The sequence below is a fragment of the Acidovorax sp. T1 genome, assembly GCF_002176815.1.
Taxonomy (GTDB): Bacteria; Pseudomonadota; Gammaproteobacteria; order Burkholderiales; family Burkholderiaceae_C; genus Acidovorax.
In genome coordinates, this window is sequence record NZ_CP021648.1 from 1,382,295 (window position 1) to 1,409,264 (window position 26,970).

23 protein-coding genes are annotated in these 26,970 nt (G+C 60.6%); 15 read left to right on the forward strand and 8 right to left on the reverse strand.

All coding sequences use genetic code 11. The features are described from left to right. Window positions 1-61: 61 nt before the first annotated feature. The 8 genes from folP (at window position 62) to sixA (ending at window position 11,262) form a co-directional block, all read left to right on the forward strand. Window positions 62-904, forward strand: coding sequence for a dihydropteroate synthase (folP, locus tag CCX87_RS06575; protein WP_087744851.1), 843 nt, complete (start codon window positions 62-64; stop codon window positions 902-904). Between the two features lie 309 nt (window positions 905-1,213). Further along, on the forward strand, window positions 1,214-3,910 hold the full coding sequence (locus CCX87_RS06580) for a molybdopterin-dependent oxidoreductase (RefSeq protein ID WP_087744854.1): 2,697 nt from the start codon (window positions 1,214-1,216) through the stop codon (window positions 3,908-3,910). A gap of 144 nt (window positions 3,911-4,054) precedes the next feature. After that, a complete protein-coding gene (glmM, locus tag CCX87_RS06585) occupies window positions 4,055-5,389 on the forward strand; it encodes a phosphoglucosamine mutase (protein ID WP_087744857.1) in 1,335 nt (444 codons plus the stop codon). Between the two features lie 377 nt (window positions 5,390-5,766). Beyond that, window positions 5,767-6,606 (forward strand): GNAT family N-acetyltransferase, encoded by an 840-nt coding sequence (locus tag CCX87_RS06590; RefSeq protein WP_087744860.1) that lies wholly within the window; start codon window positions 5,767-5,769, stop codon window positions 6,604-6,606. Further along, complete coding sequence (locus tag CCX87_RS06595) at window positions 6,606-7,475, forward strand: UDP-2,3-diacylglucosamine diphosphatase (RefSeq protein ID WP_087744864.1); 870 nt, start codon at window positions 6,606-6,608, stop codon at window positions 7,473-7,475. The genes CCX87_RS06590 and CCX87_RS06595 overlap by 1 nt, the downstream gene beginning before the upstream one ends. Continuing rightward, window positions 7,472-8,533, forward strand: coding sequence for a glycosyltransferase family 4 protein (locus tag CCX87_RS06600; protein WP_087744868.1), 1,062 nt, complete (start codon window positions 7,472-7,474; stop codon window positions 8,531-8,533). The genes CCX87_RS06595 and CCX87_RS06600 overlap by 4 nt, the downstream gene beginning before the upstream one ends. A 69-nt stretch (window positions 8,534-8,602) precedes the next feature. Then, a complete protein-coding gene (ppk1, locus tag CCX87_RS06605; RefSeq protein ID WP_257789737.1) occupies window positions 8,603-10,795 on the forward strand; it encodes a polyphosphate kinase 1 in 2,193 nt (730 codons plus the stop codon). After that, window positions 10,792-11,262, forward strand: a complete 471-nt coding sequence (gene sixA, locus CCX87_RS06610; protein ID WP_087744870.1) for a phosphohistidine phosphatase SixA — start codon at window positions 10,792-10,794, stop codon at window positions 11,260-11,262. Before ppk1 ends, sixA begins: the two co-directional genes overlap by 4 nt. A 41-nt stretch (window positions 11,263-11,303) precedes the next feature. Here sixA and CCX87_RS06615 read toward each other — a convergent pair whose 3' ends face one another. From CCX87_RS06615 to CCX87_RS06630, 4 genes are all read right to left on the reverse strand, one after another. Continuing rightward, window positions 11,304-11,810 (reverse strand): hypothetical protein, encoded by a 507-nt coding sequence (locus tag CCX87_RS06615; protein WP_087744872.1) that lies wholly within the window; start codon window positions 11,808-11,810, stop codon window positions 11,304-11,306. 53 nt (window positions 11,811-11,863) lie between these two features. After that, a complete protein-coding gene (locus tag CCX87_RS06620) occupies window positions 11,864-13,345 on the reverse strand; it encodes a Ppx/GppA phosphatase family protein (protein ID WP_087748218.1) in 1,482 nt (493 codons plus the stop codon). A 70-nt stretch (window positions 13,346-13,415) separates the two neighbouring features. Beyond that, window positions 13,416-14,609 carry an ABC transporter substrate-binding protein gene (locus CCX87_RS06625; RefSeq protein WP_335622386.1) on the reverse strand — a complete coding sequence of 398 codons (1,194 nt, stop codon included), beginning with the start codon at window positions 14,607-14,609 and terminating at the stop codon, window positions 13,416-13,418. Window positions 14,610-14,627: 18 nt separating this feature from the next. Beyond that, window positions 14,628-15,119: a fasciclin domain-containing protein gene (locus CCX87_RS06630; protein WP_087744874.1), complete on the reverse strand. Its 492-nt coding sequence runs from the start codon at window positions 15,117-15,119 to the stop codon at window positions 14,628-14,630. Window positions 15,120-15,326: 207 nt separating this feature from the next. Between CCX87_RS06630 and pstS the strand changes: the two genes are divergently transcribed. From pstS to phoR, 7 genes are all read left to right on the forward strand, one after another. Then, the gene (gene pstS, locus CCX87_RS06635) at window positions 15,327-16,367 is read left to right on the forward strand and encodes a phosphate ABC transporter substrate-binding protein PstS (RefSeq protein ID WP_087744876.1); all 1,041 of its coding nucleotides are present in this window, start codon (window positions 15,327-15,329) and stop codon (window positions 16,365-16,367) included. A gap of 67 nt (window positions 16,368-16,434) precedes the next feature. Continuing rightward, on the forward strand, window positions 16,435-17,448 hold the full coding sequence (gene pstC / locus CCX87_RS06640; protein WP_087748220.1) for a phosphate ABC transporter permease PstC: 1,014 nt from the start codon (window positions 16,435-16,437) through the stop codon (window positions 17,446-17,448). Next, window positions 17,445-18,326, forward strand: a complete 882-nt coding sequence (gene pstA / locus CCX87_RS06645) for a phosphate ABC transporter permease PstA (RefSeq protein WP_087744878.1) — start codon at window positions 17,445-17,447, stop codon at window positions 18,324-18,326. Before pstC ends, pstA begins: the two co-directional genes overlap by 4 nt. 15 nt (window positions 18,327-18,341) lie before the next feature. After that, on the forward strand, window positions 18,342-19,127 hold the full coding sequence (pstB, locus tag CCX87_RS06650; RefSeq protein ID WP_087744880.1) for a phosphate ABC transporter ATP-binding protein PstB: 786 nt from the start codon (window positions 18,342-18,344) through the stop codon (window positions 19,125-19,127). A gap of 12 nt (window positions 19,128-19,139) precedes the next feature. Continuing rightward, window positions 19,140-19,844, forward strand: a complete 705-nt coding sequence (phoU, locus tag CCX87_RS06655) for a phosphate signaling complex protein PhoU (RefSeq protein WP_087744882.1) — start codon at window positions 19,140-19,142, stop codon at window positions 19,842-19,844. A gap of 15 nt (window positions 19,845-19,859) precedes the next feature. Next, entirely contained in the window at window positions 19,860-20,567 is a 708-nt protein-coding gene (phoB, locus tag CCX87_RS06660) for a phosphate regulon transcriptional regulator PhoB (RefSeq protein ID WP_087744884.1), read from the forward strand. Window positions 20,568-20,785: 218 nt separating this feature from the next. Then, window positions 20,786-22,168, forward strand: a complete 1,383-nt coding sequence (phoR, locus tag CCX87_RS06665; protein WP_087744886.1) for a phosphate regulon sensor histidine kinase PhoR — start codon at window positions 20,786-20,788, stop codon at window positions 22,166-22,168. Here the strand turns inward: phoR and CCX87_RS06670 are convergent. The 4 genes from CCX87_RS06670 to rho all read right to left on the reverse strand — a co-directional run bounded on the left by CCX87_RS06670 (window position 22,083) and on the right by rho (window position 26,919). Continuing rightward, a complete protein-coding gene (locus CCX87_RS06670) occupies window positions 22,083-23,450 on the reverse strand; it encodes an MATE family efflux transporter (protein ID WP_087744888.1) in 1,368 nt (455 codons plus the stop codon). The genes phoR and CCX87_RS06670 overlap by 86 nt on opposite strands. Beyond that, window positions 23,450-25,153, reverse strand: coding sequence for a hypothetical protein (locus CCX87_RS06675; protein WP_087744889.1), 1,704 nt, complete (start codon window positions 25,151-25,153; stop codon window positions 23,450-23,452). Before CCX87_RS06675 ends, CCX87_RS06670 begins: the two co-directional genes overlap by 1 nt. A gap of 103 nt (window positions 25,154-25,256) precedes the next feature. Then, entirely contained in the window at window positions 25,257-25,514 is a 258-nt protein-coding gene (locus tag CCX87_RS06680) for a type B 50S ribosomal protein L31 (protein ID WP_005799836.1), read from the reverse strand. A gap of 142 nt (window positions 25,515-25,656) precedes the next feature. After that, window positions 25,657-26,919 carry a transcription termination factor Rho gene (gene rho, locus CCX87_RS06685; RefSeq protein ID WP_087744891.1) on the reverse strand — a complete coding sequence of 421 codons (1,263 nt, stop codon included), beginning with the start codon at window positions 26,917-26,919 and terminating at the stop codon, window positions 25,657-25,659. Window positions 26,920-26,970 lie beyond the last annotated feature (51 nt).

The window sequence follows — 26,970 nt, forward strand, 5'->3', positions numbered from 1 at the left end:
ACCACCAAAACGGGGCTGCAGCCCCGTTTTCGTTTTTCCCCCTTTTTTTTCCTGGAGGCCCATGCTCTGGCAAACCACCCGCTTCACCATCGACCTGGCACGACCGCAGGTCATGGGCATTGTCAACGTGACGCCGGACTCTTTCTCCGATGGGGGGCGACACGGCTCGACCGCAGGTGCGCTGCGCCACTGCGAGCAGCTTCTGAAAGACGGTGCTGACATTCTCGACATCGGCGGCGAATCCACCCGCCCCGGCAGCCCGGCCGTGGGCCTGGAAGAGGAGCTGGCCCGCGTGCTGCCCCTGGTGCGCGGTGCTGTGGGCCTGGGCGTGCCGATTTCCGTGGATACCTACAAGCCCGAGGTCATGCAGGCCGTGCTCGACCTGGGGGCCGACATCGTCAACGATATATGGGCCTTGCGTCAGCCCGGTGCGGTGCAGGTGGTGGAGCGGCACCCGCGCTGCGGTGTGTGCCTGATGCACATGCACGGCGACCCGCAGACCATGCAGGTAGCGCCCATGGCGGGCGATGTATTGCCGCAAGTGCTATCGTTTCTAGAGCTATCAGCGCAATCCCTGCAAGCGCTAGGGGTCGAAAAGGCTCGAATTGTTTTGGACCCGGGCATTGGCTTTGGCAAAACCGTGGCGCAGAACTTTGCCCTGCTGGCGCGCCAGCGCGAACTGCTGGCGCTGGGCTATCCCGTGTTGGCAGGCTGGTCGCGCAAGTCATCGCTGGGCGCCGTCACGGGGCTGGATGTGGAGCAGCGGCTGCAGCCCAGTGTGGCCGCTGCCCTGCTTGCCGTGGAGCGAGGTGCGCGCATTGTGCGCGTGCATGACGTCCGTGAAACCGCGCTGGCCCTCACGGTCTGGCGCGCCATGGAGTCGGGCCCGGCAATGGCTGTGTAGGCACTGATCGGGCCCGTGATGCGAGCCAACGACCTGGAGCGATTATTCAGCAGCACTCGCGTGGCAGCGCGCTGCTCAACGCCAGATCTTGGTGGGCGCTGCTACCTCGTTGGGTGTTCAAAATCATGTACACATCTATTCTGGCTTTCCAGGACGTCGATGGGTTTTCAGCGTGCCAGCTGATGTGTTTTTGACATAGAGCAGACCTCATCGATTGAGAGCTTGCCGGTGGTCGGCTCTTGACCCTTGTCATTAGGTTTACTGGGGATTACCCTTGGTTTACCTTAATGACATTGATGAAAGTCGCACATGACATTGACTCGGCGCAATTTACTCGGCGCTGCTGGCGCGGTCGGCTCGGCAGGATTGGCTGCCAGCCTGTTTCCCTTGGGGCCTTTCTCGCGGGCCATTGCCCAAACGCCGACCGCTGCGGCGCCTGGCATTGCTTACGCGAACTGGACCGGCACGGTGGCCCATGCCACCCACTATGGCCCGTTCATCGCCTCGGTCAAAAACGGTCGCTTGGAGAAAGTGGCTCCCACGCGTGCGGATGCCCGCCCGACTGAGATGCTCACGCTCGGGGTGCTGGCGCGTACCTATGACAAGACGCGCATCAAGGCACCCATGGTGCGCAAGTCTTATCTGGACGGATTGCAGAGCAACCGCAAGCCCGAGTTGCGCGGCAAGGAAGAATTTGTCGAGGTGGGCTGGGATGTGGCGCTGGGCCTGACCGCCAAGGCCATCCTGGACACCATTGAAAAGTACGGGAACGAGGGCGTTTTCAGCAGCTCTTACGGCGGCTGGTCGCATGCCGGCATCTTCCGTCCCAATGTGTTGCAGGGCCGGTTTTTCAATTTGCTGGGCGGTTGTTCGGTGACCACGGGCGATTATTCGGGCGGTGCGGCGCAAATCATCATGCCGTATGTGATTGGTGACATGGAGGTGTATTCGGCCCAGACCGCCTGGGAGCAGGTGCGCGACAACACAGAGGTTTTCGTGTTCATCGGCTGCGACCCGAACAAGAACAACCGCATCGAGTACACCGTGGCGGACCACGAGATGTACAACCATTGGGACGAGATCAAGAAAGCCGGTGTGCGCTTTGTCTCCATCAACCCGCAGGTCACCACCACAGATGAAAAAATGGGCTCGGAGTGGGTCAAGATCATTCCCAACACAGACACGGCGCTGTTTCTGGCCATGAGCCACCACGTCTACACGACGGGCAAGCACAAGCAGGCTTTTATTGACAAGTACACGTTGGGTTTTGACCGTTTCCTGGCCTACCTGCTGGGCAAGGACGCCGACGGCACGCCGCCCAAGACGCCCGAGTGGGCCGCGGCCATCACAGGTATTCCTGCAGCCAAGATCCGCGAACTGGCCGACCTGTTTGCCACCAAGCGCACGCAGTTCGCGGGCTCGTGGGCCATCCAGCGTGCGCACCATGGCGAAATGCCTTACTGGGCCATCGTCAACTTTGCCTGCATGCTTGGCAACATCGGGCTGCCGGGGCAGGGCGTGGGGTTTAGCTGGCATTACGGTGGCGGCGGCATGCCGCAGTCGGGTGGTGCGGGTCCGCGTGGGATGTCGCAGGGGCGCAACCCGGTCAAGAAGATCTGCCCGGCTTCGCGCATCAGCGAGATGCTGAACAATCCTGGCAAATCGTTCACCTACAACGGCACGACATATAGTTATCCCGACCATGTCGGGATGATCTACAACGCAGGCAACAACTTCCTCTCGCACCAGCAGGACCTCAACGAACTGATCCGCGCTTTCAAGATGGTGGACACCATCGTGGTGCAAGACTGCTGGTGGACGGCCTCGACGCGCTGGGCCGACATTGTGCTGCCAGCCACCACCACGCTCGAGCGCAACGACATCTCCTCGGGCGGCACCTACGGCATCGACAAGGTCTTCGCCATGAAGAAGGTGATTGCGCCGGTGGGCGATGCGCTTGACGACTTTGAAATCTTCCGCCGCCTTTCGGCACTGTGCGGTGTCGAATATGCATTCACAGAGGGCCTCACCGCGCTCGATTACGTCAAGCTCGCCTATGAGGGCAGCTCGGCGGCGGCGCAGGTGCCGTGGGAGAAATTCTGGGAAACCGGCGTGGCCGAGATCAAGGTGCCCGAGGAGGCGCGTAAATGGGTGCGCCATGGTGATTTCCGCGCCGATCCGGTGAAGAACGCGCTGCACACCCCCACCGGCAAGATCGAGATGTATTCCGCCACCATCGACAAGCTCAAGCTCGACGACTGCCCGCCGATGCCCAAGTTCCTGGAGCCAGCCGAGTATCTGGGCAATGCCAAAAAGGGCGAGCTGCATGTGGTGAGCCCGCATCCCTTTTATCGCCTGCACTCACAGATGGCCAACGCTGAGCCGCTGCGCAAGCTTTATGCGGTGCAGGGCCGCGAGCCGCTGGTGGTCAATGCACAGGATGCACGCGAGCGCGGCATCAAGAATGGCGACCTGGTTGAGCTGTACAACGACCGCGGCTCCATCATTGTGGGGGCGGTGTTGTCCGACAAGATCATGCCAGGCGTGGTCAGTATTTACGAAGGCGGCTGGCCACAACTGGACAGCAAGGGACGCTGCAACAACGGGCTGGTCAACTTCTTGACCAGCAGCCGGCGCGCCAGCGCCCTCAGCCAGGCCACCACGGCTGACACCTGTCTGGCCAAGCTGCGCAAATGCAACGATCCGGAAAGCCCGACGCGCGCCTTTGAGCCATCCAAATCGGTGAAGCGGGCGGTCACGTTTGAAGAAAAGTTCTACGGCCTGGACCGCGCACATGCGCTCAAGGAAAAGTCCATGGCATCGCTGAGCCCGGGCGAGAAAATCTTCTACCAGCGCTGCACGGTCTGCCACGGCCCGCGCGACCCTGGCCAGTTCAACAGCACGCAGTGGCTGGGCATTACGCAAAGCATGTTCCCGCGGGCTGGTCTGGATGAAGGCGAGCGCAAGCTGGTGCTGGACTTCTTGCTCAAGAACGCAAAGCCCTGAGCCGATCCATTGGCTTGCTGATAGCCCCGCGGTGCCGGCAATGGTCTCGCGGGGCTTTTTAGATCTTGCAGACCTTACAAAGCGGCCGCTATCGAGTGCGCTAGACTCAAATCTGCACAAAACAACAGCGAAAAGCCGATTTCCATGACTCAAAAATACTTTGGTACCGACGGCATTCGCGGCACCGTTGGACAGGCACCCATCACCCCTGACTTTGTGTTGCGGCTGGCGCATGCAGTCGGTCGTGTACTGAAACAGACCGAAGAGCGGCCCACGGTATTGATCGGCAAGGACACACGCATTTCAGGCTACATGCTGGAAAGCGCGCTGGAGTCGGGTTTCAACTCGGCAGGCGTGGATGTCGTGCTGCTGGGGCCACTGCCCACACCGGGCGTGGCTTACCTGACCCGAGCGCAGCGCGCCAGCCTGGGGGTGGTCATCAGTGCCAGCCACAACGCGTACCCGGATAACGGCATCAAATTCTTCAGCGCACAGGGCACCAAGCTGCCGGATGCATGGGAGCTTGCGGTAGAGGCTGCGTTGGATGAGCCGGCGAAGTGGGCTGATTCCGCCACGCTGGGCAAGGCCCGCCGGCTCGATGATGCAGCAGGCCGTTACATCGAGTTTTGCAAGAGCACTGTGCCTCATGCCATGTCTTTGCGTGGTGTCAAGATCGTGGTGGACGCGGCCCATGGTGCCGCCTACCAGGTCGCGCCCAAGGTGTTCCACGAACTCGGGGCCGAGGTTCTGGCCATTGGGTGTGCACCCGACGGGCTCAATATCAACCATGAGGTCGGGGCCACCCATCCCGACGCACTGGTCCGGGCGGTGCGCGCCAACCATGCCGACTATGGCATTGCGCTGGATGGCGATGCCGACCGCCTGCAGATGGTGGATGCCACAGGGCGCCTTTACAACGGTGACGAGTTGCTGTACCTCATGGCGGCTGATCGCATGGGACGCGACGAGCATGTGCCCGGCGTGGTGGGTACCCTGATGACCAATATGGCTGTAGAGGTCGCACTGCAGGCACGCGGCGTGAAGCTGGTGCGGGCACGCGTGGGCGACCGCTACGTGTTGGAGGAACTGGCGCGCCACCATTGGGTGCTGGGTGGCGAGGGTTCGGGGCATCTGCTGGCGCTGGACCGCCACACCACGGGCGACGGTATCGTCAGTGCCTTGCAGGTACTGCAGGCCTGCGTGCGCAGTGGACAAACCATGGCACAACTGCTGGCAGACGTTGTGCTCTATCCGCAGGTGCTGCTCAATGTCCGCCTCGCGCCGGGGCAGGATTGGAAATCCAACAAGGTGCTGGCGCAAACGACCCAAGCTGTGGAACAGGAGCTCGGTTCCACGGGGCGCGTCTTGATCCGCGCCAGCGGTACGGAGCCCCTGCTGCGGGTGATGGTGGAGGCGCGGGATGCGCAAATGGCCAGTGGCTGCGCACAGCGGTTGGCCGATGCGGCGCGCGCGGGCTGAGTTCTTGCTGCTCGGCATGGCGGGAAAGCCTTGAGGCGATTTCTCGAAGGGAAATGCTCGCCTGACGGCGAAATCACGAACATCGTGCATTTGTCCTTCATTGCAGGTTGATGCTGCAGCGCCGAACGGTGCGCAAGGCATCGCCGTGTACTGCTGTGCCCAGAGGTGGTGAAAGACACCCTTGCCATCGGACGCGGCCTTGCCGACAGAGTCTTTTGGCGCAGCCATTGATCTCTGGTGTGGTGAGTCATGAATCCGACATGACGGCGACATGGCGCTGTCACGGAATGCTTCCACACTGCCTGGAAAGGAAGCGGTGCCTGCCAACGGGTAGCGATTTCCGGAGAGAGCCACCTTCCTGCCCTAGGAGTCGTCCCATGAATGAGTTGCCTAATCTGCCGCTGTTATCCGCTTCACTCCCTAACCGGGCGCATGGTCGTACAGACGGTGGGGGTAGCGGTGTTGCCCCGTTGGCACAGATGCAGGTGCAGGGCAATGTTCAGGTAGGTTGGGCGCGCCATCTAGATGAAGTTCGTCAGGCGCAGCGGCTGCGATTCGATGTCTTTGCGGCTGAGATGGGCGCGCGGCTGGCAACGACCATACCGGGTCACGATGTCGATCTGTTTGACGACTACTGTGAGCATCTCTTGGTGCGTGATGTGCCAAGCCAGCAAGTGATCGGCACCTATCGAGTGCTCACACCGGCGCAAGCCAAGCGGGTAGGGGGTACCTACAGCGACAATGAATTTGATCTGACTCGGTTGCGCAGTTTGCGGCCCCGTATGGTCGAGTTGGGCCGCAGTTGCGTGCATCCGGATCACCGCCACGGCGGTGTTATTCTGGCGTTATGGGGGGCGCTGGCAGACTTCATGGTCCGCAATCAGCTCGACACCATGATTGGCTGTGCCAGCATTCCGATGCTGCACAACGGCGTGGTGAGTGGCGATGCCGCGGCCAGCATTTGGGAGCAATTGCGCCAGACCCATATGGCGCCCATTGATTTTCATGTACGACCCCGATTGCCATTGCCGGTAGAGCAGCTCGACGGATCCTTGTTGATCGAGCCGCCCGCCCTGATCAAGGGCTACTTGCGCCTAGGTGCTCGGGTTCTGGGGGCGCCGGCCTGGGATCCGGATTTCAATACCGCCGATCTCCCGATGCTGATGCGCATTGCAGACCTGCCCTCCCGCTACCGCAAGCACTTTCTGGGGGCCTGATGCGTGCGGCGTTCGACGCCTTGGGGTCCTGGGGTAATGTCCTGGGGGCGGCGGATATCGCCAGTAATGCAGGTGATTTGCATGTGTCCGAGCCGTATCGTTTTCGGGCAGTGTTCATTTCCGATCTGCACCTCGGAACACCGGGCTGCCAGGCTACGGCACTGCTGGATTTCTTGAAGCGCCACCCTTGCGAAACACTTTACCTCGTGGGGGATATCGTGGACGGGTGGCAGCTGCGTCGCAGATGGTTCTGGCCACAAGCGCATAACGATGTCGTGCAAAAATTGTTGCGCAGCGCCCGCAAGGGGTGCCGCGTGGTGTTTGTGCCGGGTAACCACGACGAATTCGCCCGTGGGTTCGTGGGGCATTCGTTTGGCGGCATCGAGGTGGTTGAAGAAGCGGTGCACCTGACGGCCGATGGTCGACAGCTTTGGGTGACCCATGGTGATTACTTTGATGGTGTTATTCAGTGTGCCAAGTGGCTGGCCTATCTGGGGGATAACCTTTACGAGTTCACTCTCAAGCTCAATAGGTACCTCAATTCCTTGCGTGCACGTATGGGCTTGCCGTATTGGTCCTTGTCTGCTTACCTCAAAGGCAAAGTCAAAAAGGCCCTCAACTACGTGACGGATTTCGAGGTGGCCGTTGCGGCGGAGGCCCGCCGGCGTGGTCACCAGGGCGTGGTCTGCGGACATATCCATCGCGCCGAAATGCGGGAGATCGACGGCATTTTGTATTGCAACGATGGTGACTGGGTTGAGAGCCGTACTGCGTTGGTCGAGCATCTGGATGGTCGATTGGAACTGTTGCAATGGCCAGCTCGGCGCGAGGTTCCGTCTCCTGCCCTGGTTTCGGAAATGACGGCATGAAGATTGCGCTGGTGACGGATGCGTGGCATCCACAAGTGAATGGGGTGGTGACGACACTCACGGAGTTGGTGCAGCAACTGGAGCGACTCGGGCATGATGTCCATGTCATCCACCCCGGCCAGTTTCGAACTCGCCCGTGCCCGGGTTATCCGGGTATCGACTTGGCCGTGCGACCGGCAGGGTCCTTGGGCCGCGCCATGGACGCCATTCAGCCGGACGCCATCCATCTTGCTACAGAGGGGCCTCTTGGCTGGGCCGCCCGTCGTTATTGCTTGCGTCACAAGCTGGCTTTCACCACGGCATTTCACACGCGATTTCCTGAAATACTGAATGCCGCCTTGCGTATCCCGCTGGCGTGGGGCTATGCGTTGTTCCGGCACTTCCATCGCCCATCCTCGGGAATCATGGTGCCCACGCAAGGGGTTCTGCAAATGTTGGAGCACCGCGGCTTTCGAAATTTGCGCCAGTGGACCCATGGTGTGGATACGCAGGCGTTCCCCTTTCAGGGGGAGGCTACTCTCAGCTCTCTGGTTGGCGCATTGGCGCATCCAGTGAGTCTGTATGTAGGGCGAATATCGTATGAAAAGAACATTGAATCCTTCTTGCAGACAAAGATGCCTGGCACCAAGATTGTGTGTGGCGTGGGTCCGCTGGAGCAGCGGTTAAAGGAGCGCTACCCAGAGGTGCGCTGGATGGGGTTGCTGGATCGGCAATCCCTCGCAGCACTTTATGCGGCTGCGGATGTATTCGTGTTCCCCAGCCGATCTGAAACCTTTGGACTGGTCATGCTCGAGGCCATGTCCTGTGGTACCCCTGTGGCGGCATTTCCGGTGGATGGTCCTTTGGAAGTTCTTGGGGCGTTGGAGTCACAGGGAGTACGGGGCGGTGTCTTGCACACGGATCTGCTCTCGGCGTGCCAAGCTGCATTGGCTGTGCCGCGCCACGAGGCCCGTCGCCGTGCGTTGGACTTCACGTGGGCCAGGGCGACCAAGCTCTTTGTTCAGCATCTGGTGCCCACCCGGTCAGACAGTTCGAAACGCATTGTGGCTGTCACATGATGTGTCACAATAATGTCATGTATGTGTTAAATACTGGGGCGCTTATATACAATCACCTATTGCGTGCCCATGTCTCCACCGTCCCATGAAGCTGCCGTGGCCTCACCGAGCGCCAATATGTCTGTCGTAGTGGAGGGCGCCGGCGCAACTGACACGCCAGATCGGCAGATCGCCGCACAGACCGTGGGGCAAACTGACGTGGTGCTCCTGGACAGAGATCACAGTATTCTGGCGTTCAATGAGCGGGTATTTGACTGGGCGGTTCGGACCGATGTTCCGCTGCTTGAGCGGTTGCGTTATCTTTGCATTGTCTCTTCGAATTTGGATGAATTCTTTGAGGTAAGGGCTGCGCCGCACATCACAGCAGCGAAAAACGGTGAGACAAAAGGCCTTTACACCGAAGCATCCTTTGAAGCCCTGTCAGCTAAGGCGCATGATCTAGTGGCGCGGCAGTACGCGCTGTACAACGATTCACTGGTTCCTGCTTTTGCAGCGCATGGCATTCGCATTGTTGCGCATGGTGAGCGGTCGGATGTGCAAAAGCGCTGGGTAAACGACTACTTCATGCGTGAGGTGCGACCGCTGCTTATTCCCGTGGGGTTGGATCCGGCCCATCCATTTCCGCAGGTCGCCAATAAATCATTGAATTTCATCGTGCGTCTGAAGGGCCGCGATGCGTTTGGACGCGAAAACGAAATTGCCATCGTCAAGGTCCCGCGTGCCTTGCCGCGGTTGATCCGCATGCCGACCAAGGTTGCGCCCAAAGAAGCTTTGTTCGTCAGCCTCTCCAGCATCGTGCGGGCGCACCTGCACGACCTGTTTCCTGGGCGGGAGGTCACCGAGTTTTCGCAGTTTCGCGTGACCCGCCACTCCGATCTAGCACTCGATGAAGAAGATGTCCGCAACCTGAGAACTGCCCTGCGCCAGGGTTTGCAGCACCGCCACTATGGCCAGGCCGTGCGGCTGGAAGTGTCGGCAGGCTGTTCGGTGTTTCTTTCGGATTTCCTGCTGGAGCAGTTTGAATTGCCTGGCGCCGCGCTCTACCGTGTTAGAGGGCCTGTCAACCTGGTGCGGCTGACACAGTTGGTAGATCTGGTCAACGACCCTGCGCTGCTGTTCCCTCCTTGGCGTTCCGTCTGGCCGCGTCAGATGCAGCCGGGTGTTTCCATTCTTGAACAATTGCGTCATCGTGACATACTGATGCACCAGCCGTTCGAGAGTTTTGATGGTTTGCTGGCCTTTCTGCGCGAGGCAGTCAATGACCCTCAGGTTCTGGTTATCAAGCAGACCATTTACCGCACCGGCTCAGACTCCGAACTCATGGATCTATTGACCGAGGCAGTGCGTCGCGGCAAGGAAGTCATGGCCGTGGTGGAGCTTAAGGCGCGCTTTGACGAAGAGGCCAACATCAACTGGGCCGAGGCGCTCGAATCCATTGGTGCTCAGGTGGTTTACGGTGTGGTGGGGCTCAAGACACATGCCAAGATGCTGCTGGTCACCCGAAGAGAAGGTCGCCAGCTTCGCCGCTATGGGCATCTGTCCACAGGCAACTACAACATGCGTACGGCGCGCCTGTATACCGACCTGAGCTATCTCACTGCGGATGAGGAAACCACCGCAGACATGGACGGTGTTTTCAACCATCTGGCCAGTCAGAATCGCCCCCCTAAATTGCGCAGGTTGTTGCTGGCGCCGTTTCATCTGCACCGTCGCATGCTGGATAAGATTGAGCAGGTGGGGCTGGCGGCCAGTCGCGGAGAAGACGCGCGCATTGTTGCCAAGATGAATGCCCTGACGGACGAAGGATTGATCCGTGCGCTGATCCTTGCCGGGCAGCGAGGGGCTCGGATTGACCTCATCGTGCGGGGCGCCTGTATGTTGCCGGCTCAACTGCCCGGGGTCACCGACAACATCCGCGTGCGTTCGGTGATCGGCCGTTTTCTGGAGCACACACGGGTGTTCTATTTCCGCTCAGGTGGCCAGGAAGACTTGTACCTGTCTAGTGCCGACTGGATGAACCGCAACATGATGCGCCGGGTGGAGCTTGCCTGGCCCGTCACTGATCCCGTTTTGCGTCAGCAGATCGTGGACGAATGCCTGGTGGCCTATCTTCACGATGATAAGGACGCCTGGACGCTCAAGGCGGATGGAGCTTATGAACGCGCTCGCCACCCCGTCGCCGGCAGGGGGGCCCAGAACGCACTAATGGTGCGCTACAGCGCTTCAGCGCCAGCAGCGCGCCCCGATCAGGGAATGGCATGATGGACCTCATCCTCTGGCGTCACGCGGAAGCCGAGGAAGCGGCTGATGGGATGGACGATACGGCCCGTCCCCTCACCCAGCGGGGGGAGAAACAGGCAGCACGCATGGCAGCGTGGTTGGACCGGCAACTGCCTGATGGGTTGCGAGTACTTGCAAGCCCGGCTCGCCGAACCGAGCAGACGGCCAGCGCTTTGGGGCGTAAGTTCAAGATGCGTGCCGAACTGCTGCCCGGCGGAACCGTAGAGGACTTACTGGAACTGGCCCAATGGCCGCGTGCGCGCGGGGCCGTGCTGATCATTGGCCATCAGCCTGTGCTTGGGCAGACGATTGCTCACCTGCTGAGTTTGCAGGCCCCCGAGTGCGCCGTACGCAAGGGGGCCGTCTGGTGGCTTCGCCAGCGCCAGCGCCAGCGGCTGGACCATTGCCAGACCGTGCTCATGACGGTGCAGTCCCCCGACTTCCTCTGATCTGCAATCCACGGGCCATTTTTAGCTCTGGCTAAGTCCCGTTACTTGCGGACTGCCTTGGCAGGGGTCTTTGTGGCGGGAACATCGGCCTTTGGGCGCCCCGTCTTGATGGACGGTATCGCCTGCAGGGCAGTGCGTAAAGCCGTATCTGACAGTCCGGCCAGCAGCTTCAATCCGGCGCGTAGCAACTCGCTTTTCTTGGTTGGTTGGGCGAGTGCGTCCGCGCGTTGTTTGAGTGTTTCGATGACAGCGTACTCATCTTTGGGGATGGTGAAACTGTCGCGAACCAGTTTGGGCTTTTTGGCGCGTGCTTCCTTGGCTGGCAATGCCGGTGCTGTAGCGGGTTTTGCCTTTGCCGTGGTGGGGGCAACGGCACGTTTGACGGACTTGGCTGCGGCTTTGGCAACCACCTTGGGTTCGGCTGCCGCCGCTTTTTTAACCTTGGAAGCAGTTGCCGCTGGGGTCGTGCCCGCTACCGCTGGCTTGGCTGACGGTTGAGCAGCAGTTAGGGCGGGGTTTTGGCTCGGAGTGGTGCTGGAAGTGGTCATAGTGAATGAATAAATAAACGGTATAAACAGTTTATACCGTTTATTGCCTCCAGTCACCCCAGATTGAGTTCCAGTTCCCAGGGGGTTTTTTGCCAGGCTATCACCTCTTCGCGTAGCAGGTAGGCTGATTGCGGGTAGGCTGCAGCCCATCCCGGCCTGGTGCTGATGGTGTGGCGCGTGCCCACGGCGCGCATAGACAGGCCTTCCACGTCTGGGTCGCGACGGGCATGGCAGAGCGCAACCGCTATGCGCAAACTCAGCAATTGCAGGGAAAAACCAGCGTCGTTGATCAGTTCGATTTCCAGTTTGCGGACTTTGCCCCGCTGTCCCAGCACCAGAGCGCTGAGCCTGTGTAGTTCGGACACGGCGAACCCGGCGGCATCGGTGTGATCCAGGATGTAGGCGCCATGGCGGTGGTATTCGCTGTGCGAAATGATGCCGCCAATCTCATGTAGGCGTGCTGCCCATTCGAGCTTGCGTGCGGCACGCTCGCTGTTCAGGGGGGCAGCCTGGGTGAAGAGGGCAGATGCAACACGCGCAACCCGCTCGGCTTGGGCGGTGTCCACCGAGAAGCGCTGCATGAGGCCATTCACCGTGGTGGTTCTTAAGTCGGTCTCGGGCTGCTCGCGGTCAAGCAGGTCGTAGAGAGCGCCCTGACGCAGCGCGCCCTGGGCGACATGCATCTGCCCAATTTCGAGCAGATCGAAAACCGCCCGCAACACACTGATGCCACCGCCAATCACGGCCCGCCGGTCTTCCTTGAGTCCTTCCAGTCGAACGCGGTCTGCATGGTGTGAGCGCAGCAGGCGGTCCTGCAGCCAGTTCAGTCCCTCCGCTGTGATGAGACCCTCGGGGCCGCCTGCAGCAGCGAGGATGTCGCCAACCGCACCAGCGGTGCCTGAAGATCCATAGGCAATATCCCAGGTGTCGGGCCGGAATGTGCCAAGGGCCTCGTCCAGCACTGCTTTGGCGGCAATTTCTGCGGCCAGGAAGGCCTGCCGTGTGAATTGGCCATCGGCAAAATAGCGCGTGGACCAGGCCACACTGCCCACCCTGAAAGACGCCACGGTGTGGGGCCGGAATTGCTGGCCAAGGATGAATTCGGTGGAGCGACCGCCAATGTCCACCACCAGCCGGCGTTCGTCCGACTGCGGAAGCAGGCGCGCAACTCCCTGGTAGATCAGTCGAGCTTCTTCGGGGCCCGACACCACATCGATGGGGTAGCCCAGAATCTCACCGCCACGCGCCAGAAATACTTCACGATTGCGGGCTTCGCGCAAAGTCTGGGTTGCCACTGCACGCACCTGGGCTCGCTCAAAACCAGCAAGCCGCTCGCCAAAGCGCGCCAGGCAATCCCAGCCGCGTTGCATGGCCTCACGCGTCAGATTGAATTCCTCGTCAAGGCCATTGCCCAAGCGAACGGTTTCCTTGAGATATTCCATCCGTTGGATGTGGCCGTGCTCGAAGCGGCCAATTTCAAGGCGAAAGCTGTTAGACCCAAGATCTACAGCCGCAAGCAATGTTCCGTTGTGCATGTTTCTGCGCGTGATGCGCTTGATCTCCAGCGCGAAGCATAGCACCCGCGTTGCTGTGTCCAGGCTGGTGTCAGCCGATGATGCGACCGTCCTGGGTCAGCATGCTTTGCGTCACATAAGCGTTCAACCGCTTTTTTCCCTGGTAAGCAACCACATAGCCGCCGACATTCACGTTGGCACGCCGCTGCAAAGCCGAGAGCACGCTGGCGCGCGTGATGGGCCCGGAAATACCGCCCATCACCTCGGCGGTATAGCGCGCAGCAATGAACCCAGCGAGACCCTGCGGAGAGGGGGCTTCGTCAAAGAACCGGGCCAGCGCAGTGCGATAAGCGCGCACCACGGGCAGGCCGGATGTGACCAGTGGCACCGCCTGGGTGGCGATGATGGAGGTGCCCTTGGGCGTGCCCCCCATCTGGGCGAGCGACTGCAAGTTCACATCGGCCAGCGCCACGACAAAGCATTGTCGGCCTGGTGGGGCGACCAGCTTGCTGGCAAATGCGTGCAACTCTGGTGTTCCCCCAACAAACAAAATAATGGTTTGTGTTGGAGTTGTCAGCTGCCTGGCAGCCGGGCCTGTTGTGCCCGGAAGCGGCAATATCTGTGCTTGCAAATCCAGGTTTTTGGCGACCTGCAGAACATAGGCTTCCGACTGCTGCTGTACCTCTGCGGTGGCGAAGACCACACCGATCTGCTTCACACCCAGGGACGCATGTGTCTTGATGGCATGCGCTATCTGGGTTTGGTGGTCCGGGAACACCTCGAACACCGTCTCGGCCTCGTTGTCGGTTACAGCGTCGTGCAACCAGGGGGCCACAAGTGCCAGGGGAGACGCAGAGCGCGCCGAAGACTGCAAGGCCACAAGCCCCGCGGCCGCGGTATTGCCCACGCAGCCAGCCACTGCCACGCACCCGGCTTGCCCATGGGCAGCTTCCCATGCGGCTTTCAGACTTGCGGGCGTGCCATCGGTTTCGATGGTGACGTGCTGCACAGCGCGGCCACGAAGCCCGCCACGCGCGTTGAGGTCCTGCCAGGCGGATCGGGAGCCAACCAAAAAGTCGCGGCTGATATCTTGCTGGTCAAAAGTCAAGTCAACTACTTGGGCCACCACCAGCGGGCGTTCCACATCGGCATTGCGAGGTGTGCCTGCTGGCAGTGGCTGGGCCATGACTTCGCCTGCCATTGCGGCACCTGCAGCAGCGGTCCAACGAATCCAGTGGCGGCGATTCAGCGAAACCGCTGGGCAATTGGGAAGATACATGGCCATCAAATACTCAGAGAGGTGTTACTTCTTGGGTGGCATCATCACGCGGTCGACTACATGGACAACGCCATTGCTGGCGGAGAGGTCCGCTTGCTCTACCATCGATTCCTCGACGGTCACGAACGTGCCTGCACGTGCCAATGCGACGTTAGCACCCTGCAAGGTCTTGACATTGCCTGGCTTCACGTCTTTGGATGCCACGCGCGATGGCACGATGTGGTAGCTGATCACGGACTTGAGCAGTGCCTTGTCAGCCTTGAGTGCATCCAGGGTCTTTGCTGGAACTGCCTTGAAGGCAGCGTCAGAGGGTGCAAAAACGGTGTAGGGGCCTGCCGCCTTGAGTGTTTCCGTCATGCCGGCTTCTGCAACCAGGGCGTTGAAGGTCTTCAATGACGAGGTCTTGGCGATCGTGTCGGCCAAAGTCTGGGGTGCGGATGCGTTGGTGGCGCAGGCGCCCAGGGTGGTCACTGCCACCAGGGCGAGTGCAGATTGAAGTGCATAGCGGCGAAACATGGGATTCTCCAGTAAGTAAATGGCCGACGCATGTCGGTCGCCGCAGACTACGCATCAGTTGTGACATAGTTGTGACAAGTTGATTCGGCCTTTAATTGCCGGGAAGGAGATTAAGCGTATGACAGCTGGGGATAAAAGTCACGGTATTGTCATATTTGAAACCTACAGTCGCGGCATCTCAACTCCTTCAACCCTAAAGGTATCTTCATGAAAATGTCCGTGATTCGAGTTCTGGTGGCTGGTGTGGCTTCGGCTGGAGCGTTTTCTGGCGCCATGGCGCAGCAAGAAGTTACGGGCGCTGGCGCCTCGTTTCCGGCACCGCTGTATTCCAAGTGGGCTTCCGAGTACAACAAGGCCACTGGCGTAAAAGTTAACTACCAGTCGGTGGGTTCGGGTGCTGGTCTGCGCCAGATCGATGCCAAAACTGTGGCGTTTGGCGCCTCGGACATGCCTCTGAAGGATGAGGATCTCGAAAAGAAGGGCCTGGTGCAGTTCCCTACCGTGATCGGTGGCGTGGTGCCGGTTGTCAACATCAAGGGTATTGCCCCAGGTCAGATCAAGCTGACGGGCCAGGTGCTGGGTGATATCTACCTGGGCAAGATCACCAAGTGGAACGATCCTGCTATCACGGCTATGAATCCTTCCGTGCCGCTGCCGGATGCCACCATTGCGCCTGTGCGCCGCGCTGACGGTTCGGGCACTACTTTCGTCTTCACCAATTACCTGAGCAAGGTCAATGCCGAATGGAAAGCCAAGGTTGGTGAAGGCACGGCAGTGAACTGGCCTGTGGGTGCAGGTGGCAAGGGCAACGAAGGCGTGGCCGCCTTTGTGGGTCGCCTGCCCAACTCCATTGGTTACGTCGAGTACGCCTACGTCAAGCAAAACAAGATGACTTACACGCAGGTGCAAAACGCAGCGGGCAAGTTCGCTACTCCGGACGACGTTGGCTTCAAGGCTGCAGCTGCTGGCGCTGTCTGGCCCAAGAGCTTCTATCTGATTTTGACGAACCAGCCTGGTGATGCCACTTGGCCTATCACCAACCCTACTTTCATCCTGATGCACAAGGTTCAAGAGAAGCCAGCGGATGCCGCTGCAGCGCTGAAGTTCTTTGACTGGGCCTTCAAGTCCGGTGACAAGACGGCTTCGGACCTGGACTATGTGCCCATGCCTGATGTCGTGAAGAGCAATATCCTGAAGTCCTGGGGTGACATCAAGGACACCTCCGGCAAGGCTGTTTCGTTCAAGTAATCCTCGGGGCCGGCCACAAGCCGGCCTTTTGATTTAACTTCTCAAGGCTACCAACGTGTCCACTATGATGCCGGTTCGCCAGAGTACGACCGCCGAGTCGGCCTCTGGCATCAAACGGACCACACCCCCTCCCAATAAATCATTCATATCAGGCATGTTGGCAGACCGAATTTTTGGATGGCTGGCGCGTGGCGCAGCCATCATCACGCTGTTGTTGCTGTTTGGCATCATGGCGTCCTTGGTGGTGGGGGCCTGGCCTTCCATTTCCAAATATGGCCTCAGCTTTCTCACCAACAGCGTCTGGGACCCGGTTCAAGACGAGTACGGTGGCCTGGTCATGATTTATGGCACGCTCGCCACGTCGTTCATCGCGTTGCTGATCGCCGTGCCCGTGAGCTTTGGCATTGCCTTGTTCCTTACCGAATTGTCGCCCGCCTGGCTGAAACGGCCCTTGGGTACCGCCATTGAATTGCTGGCCGCCGTGCCATCCATTGTGTATGGCATGTGGGGCTTGATGGTGTTTGGCCCCATCCTGGCGCGTTTTGTGCAGCAGCCTTTGCAGGCGCTGTTCGATGGTGTTCCCTACTTGGGTGCATTTGTCTCGGGTCCGCCGGTCGGCATTGGTATTTTGTCTGCCGGCATCATTTTGGCCATCATGATCATTCCGTTCATCGCGTCGGTGATGCGGGATGTTTTTGATGTCACACCTGCGCTGCTCAAAGAGTCGGCTTACGGCCTGGGCTCCACCACCTGGGAAGTTATGTGGAAGGTTGTGCTGCCCTACACGAAGACGGGTGTGATCGGCGGCATCATGTTGGGTCTGGGGCGTGCGTTGGGCGAAACCATGGCGGTGACTTTCGTGATCGGCAACATGAATCAGCTCGACTCGCTGTCGCTTTTCGAGGCGGCCAACAGCATCACATCGGCCCTGGCGAATGAATTTGCAGAAGCGGGTGAAGGCCTTCACCAAGCGTCCCTCATCTATCTGGGGCTGGTGCTTTTCTTTATCACCTTTGTGGTGCTGACCTTGTCCAAGATTCTGCTGTCACGCCTTCAGAAGAATGAAGGATCCCGCACATGACCACCTCGCAACATCTTATCTCTGCGGCTGATGCCGTGCAGGCCCGACAGGCCCGCTTCAACGGTCGCAAGCGCGTCAATCAGATTGCCTTGACCTTGTCGCTGGCGGCCATGTTGTTTGGCTTGTTCTGGCTGGTATGGATCTTGTGGGAGACCGTGCGTCTGGGCGTGGGAGGGCTGAGCCTGGCCCTGTTCACCGAAATGACGCCGCCACCCAATGAGGCTGGGGGTATCTCTAACGCGATCTTTGGTTCGTTGGTGATGGTGGTGTTGGCCACGTTTGTTGGCACCCCCATCGGCATCATGGCCGGGGTCTACCTGGCTGAGTACGACGTTCGCAGCTGGCTGGCATCGACCACACGCTTTGTCAACGACGTTCTGTTGTCGGCACCCAGCATCGTGATTGGCCTCTTTGTCTACGCTGTCGTGGTGGCCCGTTTCAAGAGTTTTTCAGCCTACGCTGGCATTCTTGCCCTGGCGTTGATCGTGATACCGGTGGTCATCCGGACCACCGAAAACATGCTGATCCTGGTGCCTGCCAGCCTGCGCGAGGCGGCCTATGCCCTGGGCACGCCTAAGTGGCGCGTGATCACCATGATCACCCTGCGGGCGGCGCGGGCTGGTGTGATTACGGGGATTTTGCTGGCGGTGGCTCGCATTGCGGGTGAAACGGCGCCCTTGTTGTTCACGGCTTTGAACAACCAGTTCTGGAACTCGGACTTGTCCAAGCCGATTGCCAGCCTGCCGGTGACGATTTTCAAGTTCGCCATGAGCCCCTACGAAAACTGGCAGCAACTGGCCTGGGCGGGAGTTTTCCTGATCACCGTGGCCGTTCTCGGACTCAACATCCTCGCGCGGGTTCTGACCCGGCAGAAATAAGCAAGGAAGACTTTCATGGCCTCCATACCCAAGAATTCGCCAGCAGCGGCGTCCAAGCTCACGGTCCGTGACCTGAACTTCTATTACGGCAAGTTTCATGCCCTCAAGAACATCAACCTGGATATTCCCGAGAACAAGGTGACGGCCTTCATCGGCCCCTCGGGCTGCGGCAAATCCACGTTGCTGCGCACGTTCAACCGCATGTTCGAGCTGTACCCCGAGCAGCGGGCGGAAGGGCAGATCGTGCTCGATGGCGAGAATCTGCTGACGACAAAGCAGGATGTGGCGCTGGTTCGGGCCAAGATCGGCATGGTGTTTCAGAAGCCTACGCCGTTCCCCATGTCCATCTATGACAACGTTGCCTTTGGTGTGAAGCTGTTTGAAAGTCTCAGTGCCACGGATATGGATGACCGCGTGGAGTGGGCCTTGCGCAAGGCAGCGCTGTGGAACGAGGTCAAGGACAAGCTCAACCAGAGTGGTGCAAGCTTGTCGGGTGGGCAGCAGCAGCGTCTGTGCATTGCGCGTGGTATTGCCATCAAGCCGGAGGTGTTGTTGCTCGACGAACCGTGCTCGGCCCTCGACCCGATCTCTACCGCCAAGATCGAAGAATTGATTGCGGAGCTGAAGGAGGACTACACAGTGGTCATCGTCACGCACAACATGCAGCAGGCAGCGCGTTGCAGCGACTACACCGCCTACATGTACCTGGGCGATCTGGTTGAGTTTGGGGAAACAGAACAGATGTTCTTCAAGCCCCAGCGCAAGGAAACCGAAGACTACATTACCGGCCGTTTCGGCTGAGGAGACATTTTGATGGCTGACAAACATCTTTCATCGCAGTTCGACAGTGAACTTAACGGCGTCTCTGCCCGCGTCATGGAGTTGGGCGGGCTGGTGGAGTCGCAAATTCGCCAGGCTATTTTCGCCCTGTCTCAGTTCAGCCTGGAAGCGGTGGAACAGGTGGGTTTGATGGAGCAGCGTGTCAATGCCATGGAAGTCGAGATCGACCACGAACTCGCGTCCATCATTGGCCGACGCCAGCCCACAGCCCGTGACCTGCGTCTGCTGTTGTCCATTTCCAAGGCGACTGCCAATCTGGAGCGCATGGGGGATGAAGCCAACAAGATGGCGCGCATGGTGAAGTCGATCATCGAAAGCGGTTCCTCCCGTTCACTGCCGACGAGCGATCTGCGCGTGGCGACCGAGCTGGCATCGGGCATGCTGCGCAAGGCGCTTGATGCCTTTGCGCGCCTGGACGTCAAGGCGGCGGTGGCCATCCTCAAGGAGGATGACCTTATCGACAAGGAGTTCGACGGCTTTGTGCGCAAGCTCATCACCTATATGGTGGAAGACCCCCGCACCATCTCTGCCAGCCTGGACCTGCTGTTCCTGGCCAAGGCTATCGAGCGCATTGGCGATCATTCGAAGAACGTGGCCGAACTCGTTATTTATCTCGTCAAGGGCAAGGACGTGCGGCACACCACGCTTGATGAAATTGAATCCGCTGTGGCGCAGTGACCGATTGGCGTTGACATGAAAAAGCTTCCCCGCGTATTGATTGTGGAGGACGAACCGGCAATTGCCGAGTTGATCGCCGTCAATCTGCGCCACAACGGTTTTCAGCCTATCTGGGCAGAAGATGGCGAGTCGGCTCAGCGTGAGCTGGATGCCGTTTTGCCCGATGTCATCTTGCTGGATTGGATGCTGCCAGGTCAAAGCGGCCTAGTGTTGGCGCGCAAGTGGCGTGCGGACAGCCGAACCAAGCCCATTCCCATCTTGATGCTCACCGCGCGAGGCGACGAGCCTGACAAGGTGGCGGGGCTGGATGCCGGGGCGGACGACTACATCACCAAGCCGTTTTCCACCCAGGAACTGCTGGCACGCATCCGCGCGGTGCTGCGGCGCCGTGCGCCTGAGCAGGTGAGCGACAGCGTGACCATCGGCGACCTGGTGCTGGATGCGGGTACCTACCGGGTGACGTTCCAGGGGCAACCGCTGAAGGTGGGGCCGACCGAGTTCAAGTTGCTGCATTTCTTCATGAAGCATGCAGAGCGCGTGCACAGTCGTTCGCAACTGCTTGACAAGGTATGGGGCGACCATGTGTTCATTGAGGAGCGGACTGTAGACGTGCATGTGAAGAGGTTGCGTGAGGCCCTGGGCATCGCTGGCGTGATGGTCGAAACCGTGCGCGGCGCGGGCTACAGGCTCACGGGGCAGCCGCCTGCGCTGATGCAGGCCTGAGACTGAGAATTTTTTGCTCATGCCCGCTCATCACGCCAAAACGCACCTGCTCGTCGTTGCAAATGCGCGCCATAGTCCAAGCTATGGCTGTGCTTTGCGCCTAGATCGAGTGCGTTTTGGCGCGCGGCTCGGACCCGCGCAAAAAACTCTCTGTCTCTGATTGTTTCAGTCGGGGGCACCAAGGCCTCCGCGTCTACCGAGAAAGTTGTGTAGTCCGCATGCTCTGGCGTTTTGGATATTTTCTTGCCTGGCAGCTTGCCGGGGGTGCGCTTGGCTGGTGGCTGACGGGCTCCTGGGGTGCCGTGGTGGGTGCCGCGGTGGCTGCATGGTTGTGGTTTGGTGGTGATTTGTGGCGGGGCGCACGCGTGCTGCGGTGGTTGCGTTCGGGTGACCTGTCTGCAGCACCGTCCATATTCGGCATGTGGGGCGAAGCCGCCGAACGCGCGCGACGCTTGTTGCGCCAGCGCCAGATGCTGGTCAAGGACAGCGAAGACCGCGTGCAGGAGATTCTGGCGGCGCTCCAGGCGACCCCCAACGGTGTGGTGCTGCTCGACGCCGAGGGGCGCATTGAATGGTGTAACCAGATCGCGGCTGCCCATCTCGGTTTTGATGCCCAGCGGGATGTCATGCAGTCCATCGGCAACCTGGTGCGGGACCCCGATTTCGGCGCTTACTATGCCGCCCAGAATTTCACCCACGACGTGGTGCTGCAGGGCCGGGACAGCACGCCGTCGCGGCCCGTGCGCATTTCGGCGCACCTGCATCCTTATGGCGACGGGCGCAAGCTGTTATTGACCCGCGACGTCACGGCGCTGGAGCAGGCTGACGCGATGCGGCGCGATTTTGTGGCCAATGTCTCGCATGAGATCCGCACGCCGCTAACGGTGCTGACCGGTTTTGTCGAAACCCTGCAGACCTTGCCACTGGACGCCGAGGAGCGGGCGCGGTATCTGGCCATGATGGCCCAGCAGGCGGCGCGCATGCAAAGCGTGGTGCACGACCTGCTGACGCTCTCGCGCCTGGAAGGCAGCCCATTGCCCGGCATGTCTGAATGGACGCCGGTGCAGGTCCTGATGCAGCGGTGTGAAGACGAGGGGCGGGCCTTGTCTGCCGTGTTGACGCAAAACCACCATCGACACCATGTGCTGCAGTTTCCGGCCGCGCAGGATTTGCGTGCCCAGGGTGAGATTGCTGGCGTGCCGTCCGAACTGCAAAGCGCGCTGTCCAACCTCATCAGCAATGCCGTGCGCTATACGCCCGCAGGCGGCACCATCACCGTGCGGTGGCAGCACACGAATGATGGAACCGCCACTTTTAGCGTCAGTGACACCGGGCCAGGGATAGCGCCAGAGCATATTCCGCGCGTCACCGAGCGCTTTTACCGCGTGGACCGCAGCCGGTCGCGGGAAACTGGGGGTACAGGCCTGGGGCTCGCCATCGTCAAGCACGCGGTGCAGCGCCATGGCGCCACGCTCGATATCGCCAGCGTGCTGGGCAAGGGATCGGTGTTCTCTGTCACCTTTCCCGCCAACCGGCTGCGCCGCCCCGCGCTGCCGGACGGATTGCAAGCCACAGCATCAGCACAAACAGCCCTGCCGTGATGGCCAGTGCCAGCGCGCTGGCCGCCCAGAACGGCGCTGGTGACGCCACGGGCGCCCAAGATCCCAGCCCGTGGTAGGCCAGCACATAGCCCCCGCCTAGCCCCGCGCCCCACAGCAAAAGACAGTACACCGCCAGCGGCGCGATCGTGATGCGGTAGCTGCGCAGCACAAAGACGCACAGGGTCTGCACGGCGTCGGCGGCATGGTAGGCCGCAACCCACAGCAGCAGCCCGCTGGTGACGGACACCACGGCAGTGCTGCTGGAATACAGGGTGGGCAATGCTTTGTTTGCTATTAATAATATAGCTGCTAGCGCAATACCCATAAGCGCGGAGAGCCTAAAACCTATAAAAACAACGCTGCGTGCCCGGATGGGGTTGCCCGCCCCCAGCCAGTAGCTCACCCGCGCACTGGTGGCAATGGCCAGAGACAGGGGCACCATGTACAGCACGGCGGCCACGTTGGCCGCGATCTGGTGCGCTGCCGTGGCCACAGTGCCCTGGCGCGCAATGAACAGCGCCATCAGCGTGAATGAAGTCACTTCCACCAGGATGGCCAGCCCCGCCGGCACGCCCAGCCGGGCGAAGCCGAGGATGGTGGGCCAGTGGGGGCGCTCCATGCGCTGCCAGATGCGTAGCGGCGTGTACAGATCCTGGGTGCGCAACAGCCAGAAAGCCAGGGCCAGCATGCTGGCATTCACCACCAGGGTAGCCCAGGCGCAGCCTACGGCGCCTTGCGCTGGCAGGCCCGCGCCGCCAAACGTGAACCAGACGGACAGCGGCAATTTGACGAACAGCGAGCCCACCTGCAGCCAGCTCACCAGTTGTGGACGGCCAATGGCTTGGTTCAGCGTGCTGTACAGGCGAAAGAGCAGGGCGGGCGGAAGCGCCAGGGCCAGTACGGCCAGGTATTGCTCGACCTCGGTGCGCAGAGCCTGCGGCACCTCGGTCCAGCGCAGCAGCGGGCCGGGTGATAGCAGGATGAGCATGCCCGCTGCCGATGCCGCGGCGCACAGATAAACGGCCTGGCGCAGCGACGTGCCAATGGCACCAGGGTTGCGTGCGCCCCGCTGTTCGGCCCAGACGGGCAAAAGCGCCTGGAAGATACCCATCAGCGCAACATAGACACTGATGAAGATCGCCGAGCCCACTGACAGCGCCGCCAGGGAGGTTTCGCCGTGGCGCCCGGCCACGATGGTGTCGGTCACGCCAAAGGCCATCACAGCCAGTTGCCCTGTCAGCACGGTCAGGGCGTGGCGGGAGATGGTGGACGACTCCGACATCAGTCGGGCGTTGCCGTTCTCCGGAACAGCAGGATGAACTCGTTTTTGTCGGTGGGGCGGCCGATGGTGGCCTGCCTCGTCCAGTGGTCTGGGTTCACCCGGTTTTCAGGCGCTGGCCAGGCACTGTTGTCTGCGACCAGCCAGGGGCATTGGGTTGAAGGGCTGGCCGATTGCAGGCGCAGTTGGGCGTGGTACTGCAGCGCGGCCATCTGTGCCCGGCTCAGGCCAACCATTTGTACGCATCCAGGGTTCGGGCCCAGTGCGGCGGCCAGTTTGCTCGCCTGCGGTGCATAGCTGCGGGCGTAGTCCAGCAGCGGGAGCCATAGGGTGGTCAGCAACAGCCAGCACAGTGCTGCACCGCTGGCCGGCAATACCAGGCTTTTCCAGATGGCTGCACGGTTGCGTGCCGCGCGCCACCACACTAGCCTGCACCAGGCCGCAGATGCGACCAGTGCCACCACCAGCGCCAGCCACGAGAAGGTGGGTATGAACCCAGGGGCCAACTTGGCCACGTTGGCCGCGGGCTGGGCCGGCACGCCCGTCTGCATGGCAAACCAGATCACCCAGATAGCCACGGCCGAGACGCTGAAGAACAGCAAGGTGAACCAGTCAATCAGCGCCGCCATGCTGCGGCGGAAGGTGGGCAGCGCAAACGCTGCCAGCGTGGCAATGGCAGGCAAACCCAAGAGCAGCGCCCGGTCTGCCGGTTGGGTAGTGAAAGTGGCCCCAACCGAAACGAGCGAAAACCACAGGGGCAACCAAAGGTGGCGATGCGGCTGGCGGTTGAACAGCTGCTTGCGCCAGCGCCACAGGGTCCAGGAGGCCATGGGCCAGGCGGGCCAGCCGAACCACAGCAGCAGCCGCAGCAGGCTTCTGAGTTCCTTGCCTTCCGTGGCCGCATTGAGCAGGCGCCATCGCCAAAGATCCAGTTGCCATGCCAGCAGGGCCGCCAGCACAGTGACGACACCCAGCCCCAAGGCCCAGCGCACGCGCCGATCCGACGGGGCTGCTGGTGCCAAAACCACCAGCACGATGCAGCCCACGCCCAGCAATGCCGCGATCGTAGGCGCGCCGGCCAGTGTGAGTCCTATCATGCCCGCCACCAGCGCCACGGCGGGCGTCACCGTGCGGTAGGGCAAAGTAGCCACGGAAAAGAAGATCAGCGCCGCGCACGCAAGCTGTGCAAGGTAGCCCGTGGCTTCGTGCGACAGCTGCGCCAGACCCAGGCAGGCAATCAGCGCCAGCAAGGCGCCATCGGCGATGGCACGCGCGTAATCCAAAGGATTGGCCTCGCCGCCAAAGGCAAACGCGACAGGCTGGGCGCCCGGACTGCGCGCCAGGTAGTAAACACCGTACCAGGTGGCTGCCAGCGTCAGCACCAGCAGCGCCATGAACGGCAGGCGCGCCGCCATTTCAGGTGCCATCAGCCAGTCGGGCGTGATCTGGATGGCCCAGGCACCCAGCCAGTAGGGCAGCAAGCCATCGGTTTCGGGGGGCATGCCCCCCAGCTGTGGTCTCAGCCACGCGGTGTGTCCGTTGGCCAGTTCCATCATGTAGCCGAACGCAGTCACATCGGCTTTCTTCCAGGGCCCCCGGCCTACGAAGCCGGGCACGACGTAAGCCAGGCACAGCAGCAGCAAGGCCCAGCGAGGAAGCGGGCGCGCAGCTTTTTGGGTAACGATGGCGGGGGTGGGAGAGTTCACGCGTCAGGAGGATGGCAATGGCTGACTGCCGAGAATAAGGGCAAAACCAAACAAAAAGGCAGCGCGGTTGCCCGTGCTGCCTTGTTGGCGGAGATGCGGCGAATTACTTGGCTGCAGTCTTGCCGAAACGGTTGCGGAAACGTTCCACGCGGCCGCCCATGTTGTCCACGGATTTTTGCGTGCCGGTATAGAAAGGATGCGATTCGCTGGAGGTGTCCAGCTTGAACATGGGAAGCTCACGGCCGTCGTCGGTCTTGCCCATTTCCTTGGTGTTCACGCACGAGCGGGTCACAAACTTGAAACCGTTGGACAGGTCCACGAACAGAACTTCGCGGTAGTTGGGGTGAATGCCTTCTTTCATGATCAATCCTTGTCAAGTGCGGGAGCCGTGCGGGACCCGAAGCAACCTTTGCCTCGTGAAACATCCAGCGTACTTTCCGCAGAAAAAGCCCACGATTATAGCCCGGAGTGGGCAAGGGGCCATGTTGGCTGTGGTGCGTTGTTTACCCGCCCCGTCGCATCATGTCGAAGAACTCGACATTGCTCTTGGTGGCCTTCATGTTCTTGATCATGAGCTCCATGGATTCGATTTCATCCATGTTGTACATGAACTGGCGCAGGATCCGGGTTTTTTGCAGGATTTCGGGCGCCAGCAGCAGTTCTTCGCGGCGCGTGCCGCTCTTGTTGAGTTCGATGGCGGGGAACACGCGCTTTTCGTACAGGCGGCGGTTCAGGTGGATTTCGCAGTTGCCGGTGCCCTTGAATTCTTCAAAGATCACTTCGTCCATGCGGCTGCCGGTATCGACCAGCGCGGTGGCGATGATGGTGAGCGAACCACCTTCCTCGACCTTGCGCGCGGCGCCAAAGAAGCGCTTGGGGCGCTGCAGTGCGGCGGCGTCCACACCACCCGACAGCACCTTGCCGCTCGACGGCACGACGTTGTTGTAGGCGCGGGCGAGGCGGGTGATCGAATCGAGCAGGATCACCACGTCCTTCTTGAGCTCGACCAGGCGCTTGGCGCGCTCGATCACCATCTCGGCCACGTGCACGTGGCGGGCGGCGGGCTCATCGAAGGTGGAGGCGATGATTTCGCCCTTCACCGTGCGCTGCATTTCGGTCACTTCTTCAGGGCGCTCGTCCACCAGCAGCACCATCAGGTGCACGTCGGGGTTGTTGGCCGTGATGGCGTGGGCGATGTGCTGCATCATCACCGTCTTGCCGCTCTTGGGCGGGGCGACGATCAGCGCGCGCTGGCCACGGCCGATGGGCGCGATGATGTCAATGATGCGGCCGGTGATGTTCTCCTCGCTCTTGACGTCGCGCTCCAGACGCATCTGCTCCTTGGGGAACAGGGGCGTCAGGTTTTCGAACATCGCCTTGTGCTTGTTCTGCTCGGGCGGGCCGCCATTGACGGAGTCAAGTTTGTTCAGCGCAAAGTACCGTTCACCATCTTTGGGTGTGCGGACCTCCCCTTCAATCATGTCGCCGGTGTGCAGGTTGAAGCGACGTACTTGGCTCGGACTGATGTAGATGTCGTCCGTGCTGGCCGTGAAGCTCGTGTCGGGGCTGCGCAGGAAGCCGAAGCCGTCGGGCAATATCTCCAGCACGCCATCCGCAATGATCTGTTCACCGGTCTTGGCGCGTTTCTTGATGATGGCAAACATCAACTCCTGCTTGCGCATGCGGCCAGTGTTTTCAATTTCAAGCTCTTCGGCCTGCTTCAGGACTTCAGACACATGCAGTGCCTTGAGTTCATTTAAGTGCATGGGGTGACTCCTTGGCGGAGCTGGTGTGAATCTTGGGGGAGAGGCGGTAGC

Coding starts and splice junctions, on each gene's coding strand:
- folP (WP_087744851.1), top strand. CDS start 62: ATGCTCTGGCAAACCACCCGCTTCACCATCGACCTGGCACGACCGCAG.
- CCX87_RS06580 (WP_087744854.1), top strand. CDS start 1,214: ATGACATTGACTCGGCGCAATTTACTCGGCGCTGCTGGCGCGGTCGGC.
- glmM (WP_087744857.1), top strand. CDS start 4,055: ATGACTCAAAAATACTTTGGTACCGACGGCATTCGCGGCACCGTTGGA.
- CCX87_RS06590 (WP_087744860.1), top strand. CDS start 5,767: ATGAATGAGTTGCCTAATCTGCCGCTGTTATCCGCTTCACTCCCTAAC.
- CCX87_RS06595 (WP_087744864.1), top strand. CDS start 6,606: ATGCGTGCGGCGTTCGACGCCTTGGGGTCCTGGGGTAATGTCCTGGGG.
- CCX87_RS06600 (WP_087744868.1), top strand. CDS start 7,472: ATGAAGATTGCGCTGGTGACGGATGCGTGGCATCCACAAGTGAATGGG.
- ppk1 (WP_257789737.1), top strand. CDS start 8,603: ATGTCTCCACCGTCCCATGAAGCTGCCGTGGCCTCACCGAGCGCCAAT.
- sixA (WP_087744870.1), top strand. CDS start 10,792: ATGATGGACCTCATCCTCTGGCGTCACGCGGAAGCCGAGGAAGCGGCT.
- CCX87_RS06615 (WP_087744872.1), bottom strand. CDS start 11,810: ATGACCACTTCCAGCACCACTCCGAGCCAAAACCCCGCCCTAACTGCT.
- CCX87_RS06620 (WP_087748218.1), bottom strand. CDS start 13,345: ATGCACAACGGAACATTGCTTGCGGCTGTAGATCTTGGGTCTAACAGC.
- CCX87_RS06625 (WP_335622386.1), bottom strand. CDS start 14,609: ATGGCCATGTATCTTCCCAATTGCCCAGCGGTTTCGCTGAATCGCCGC.
- CCX87_RS06630 (WP_087744874.1), bottom strand. CDS start 15,119: ATGTTTCGCCGCTATGCACTTCAATCTGCACTCGCCCTGGTGGCAGTG.
- pstS (WP_087744876.1), top strand. CDS start 15,327: ATGAAAATGTCCGTGATTCGAGTTCTGGTGGCTGGTGTGGCTTCGGCT.
- pstC (WP_087748220.1), top strand. CDS start 16,435: ATGCCGGTTCGCCAGAGTACGACCGCCGAGTCGGCCTCTGGCATCAAA.
- pstA (WP_087744878.1), top strand. CDS start 17,445: ATGACCACCTCGCAACATCTTATCTCTGCGGCTGATGCCGTGCAGGCC.
- pstB (WP_087744880.1), top strand. CDS start 18,342: ATGGCCTCCATACCCAAGAATTCGCCAGCAGCGGCGTCCAAGCTCACG.
- phoU (WP_087744882.1), top strand. CDS start 19,140: ATGGCTGACAAACATCTTTCATCGCAGTTCGACAGTGAACTTAACGGC.
- phoB (WP_087744884.1), top strand. CDS start 19,860: ATGAAAAAGCTTCCCCGCGTATTGATTGTGGAGGACGAACCGGCAATT.
- phoR (WP_087744886.1), top strand. CDS start 20,786: ATGCTCTGGCGTTTTGGATATTTTCTTGCCTGGCAGCTTGCCGGGGGT.
- CCX87_RS06670 (WP_087744888.1), bottom strand. CDS start 23,450: ATGTCGGAGTCGTCCACCATCTCCCGCCACGCCCTGACCGTGCTGACA.
- CCX87_RS06680 (WP_005799836.1), bottom strand. CDS start 25,514: ATGAAAGAAGGCATTCACCCCAACTACCGCGAAGTTCTGTTCGTGGAC.
- rho (WP_087744891.1), bottom strand. CDS start 26,919: ATGCACTTAAATGAACTCAAGGCACTGCATGTGTCTGAAGTCCTGAAG.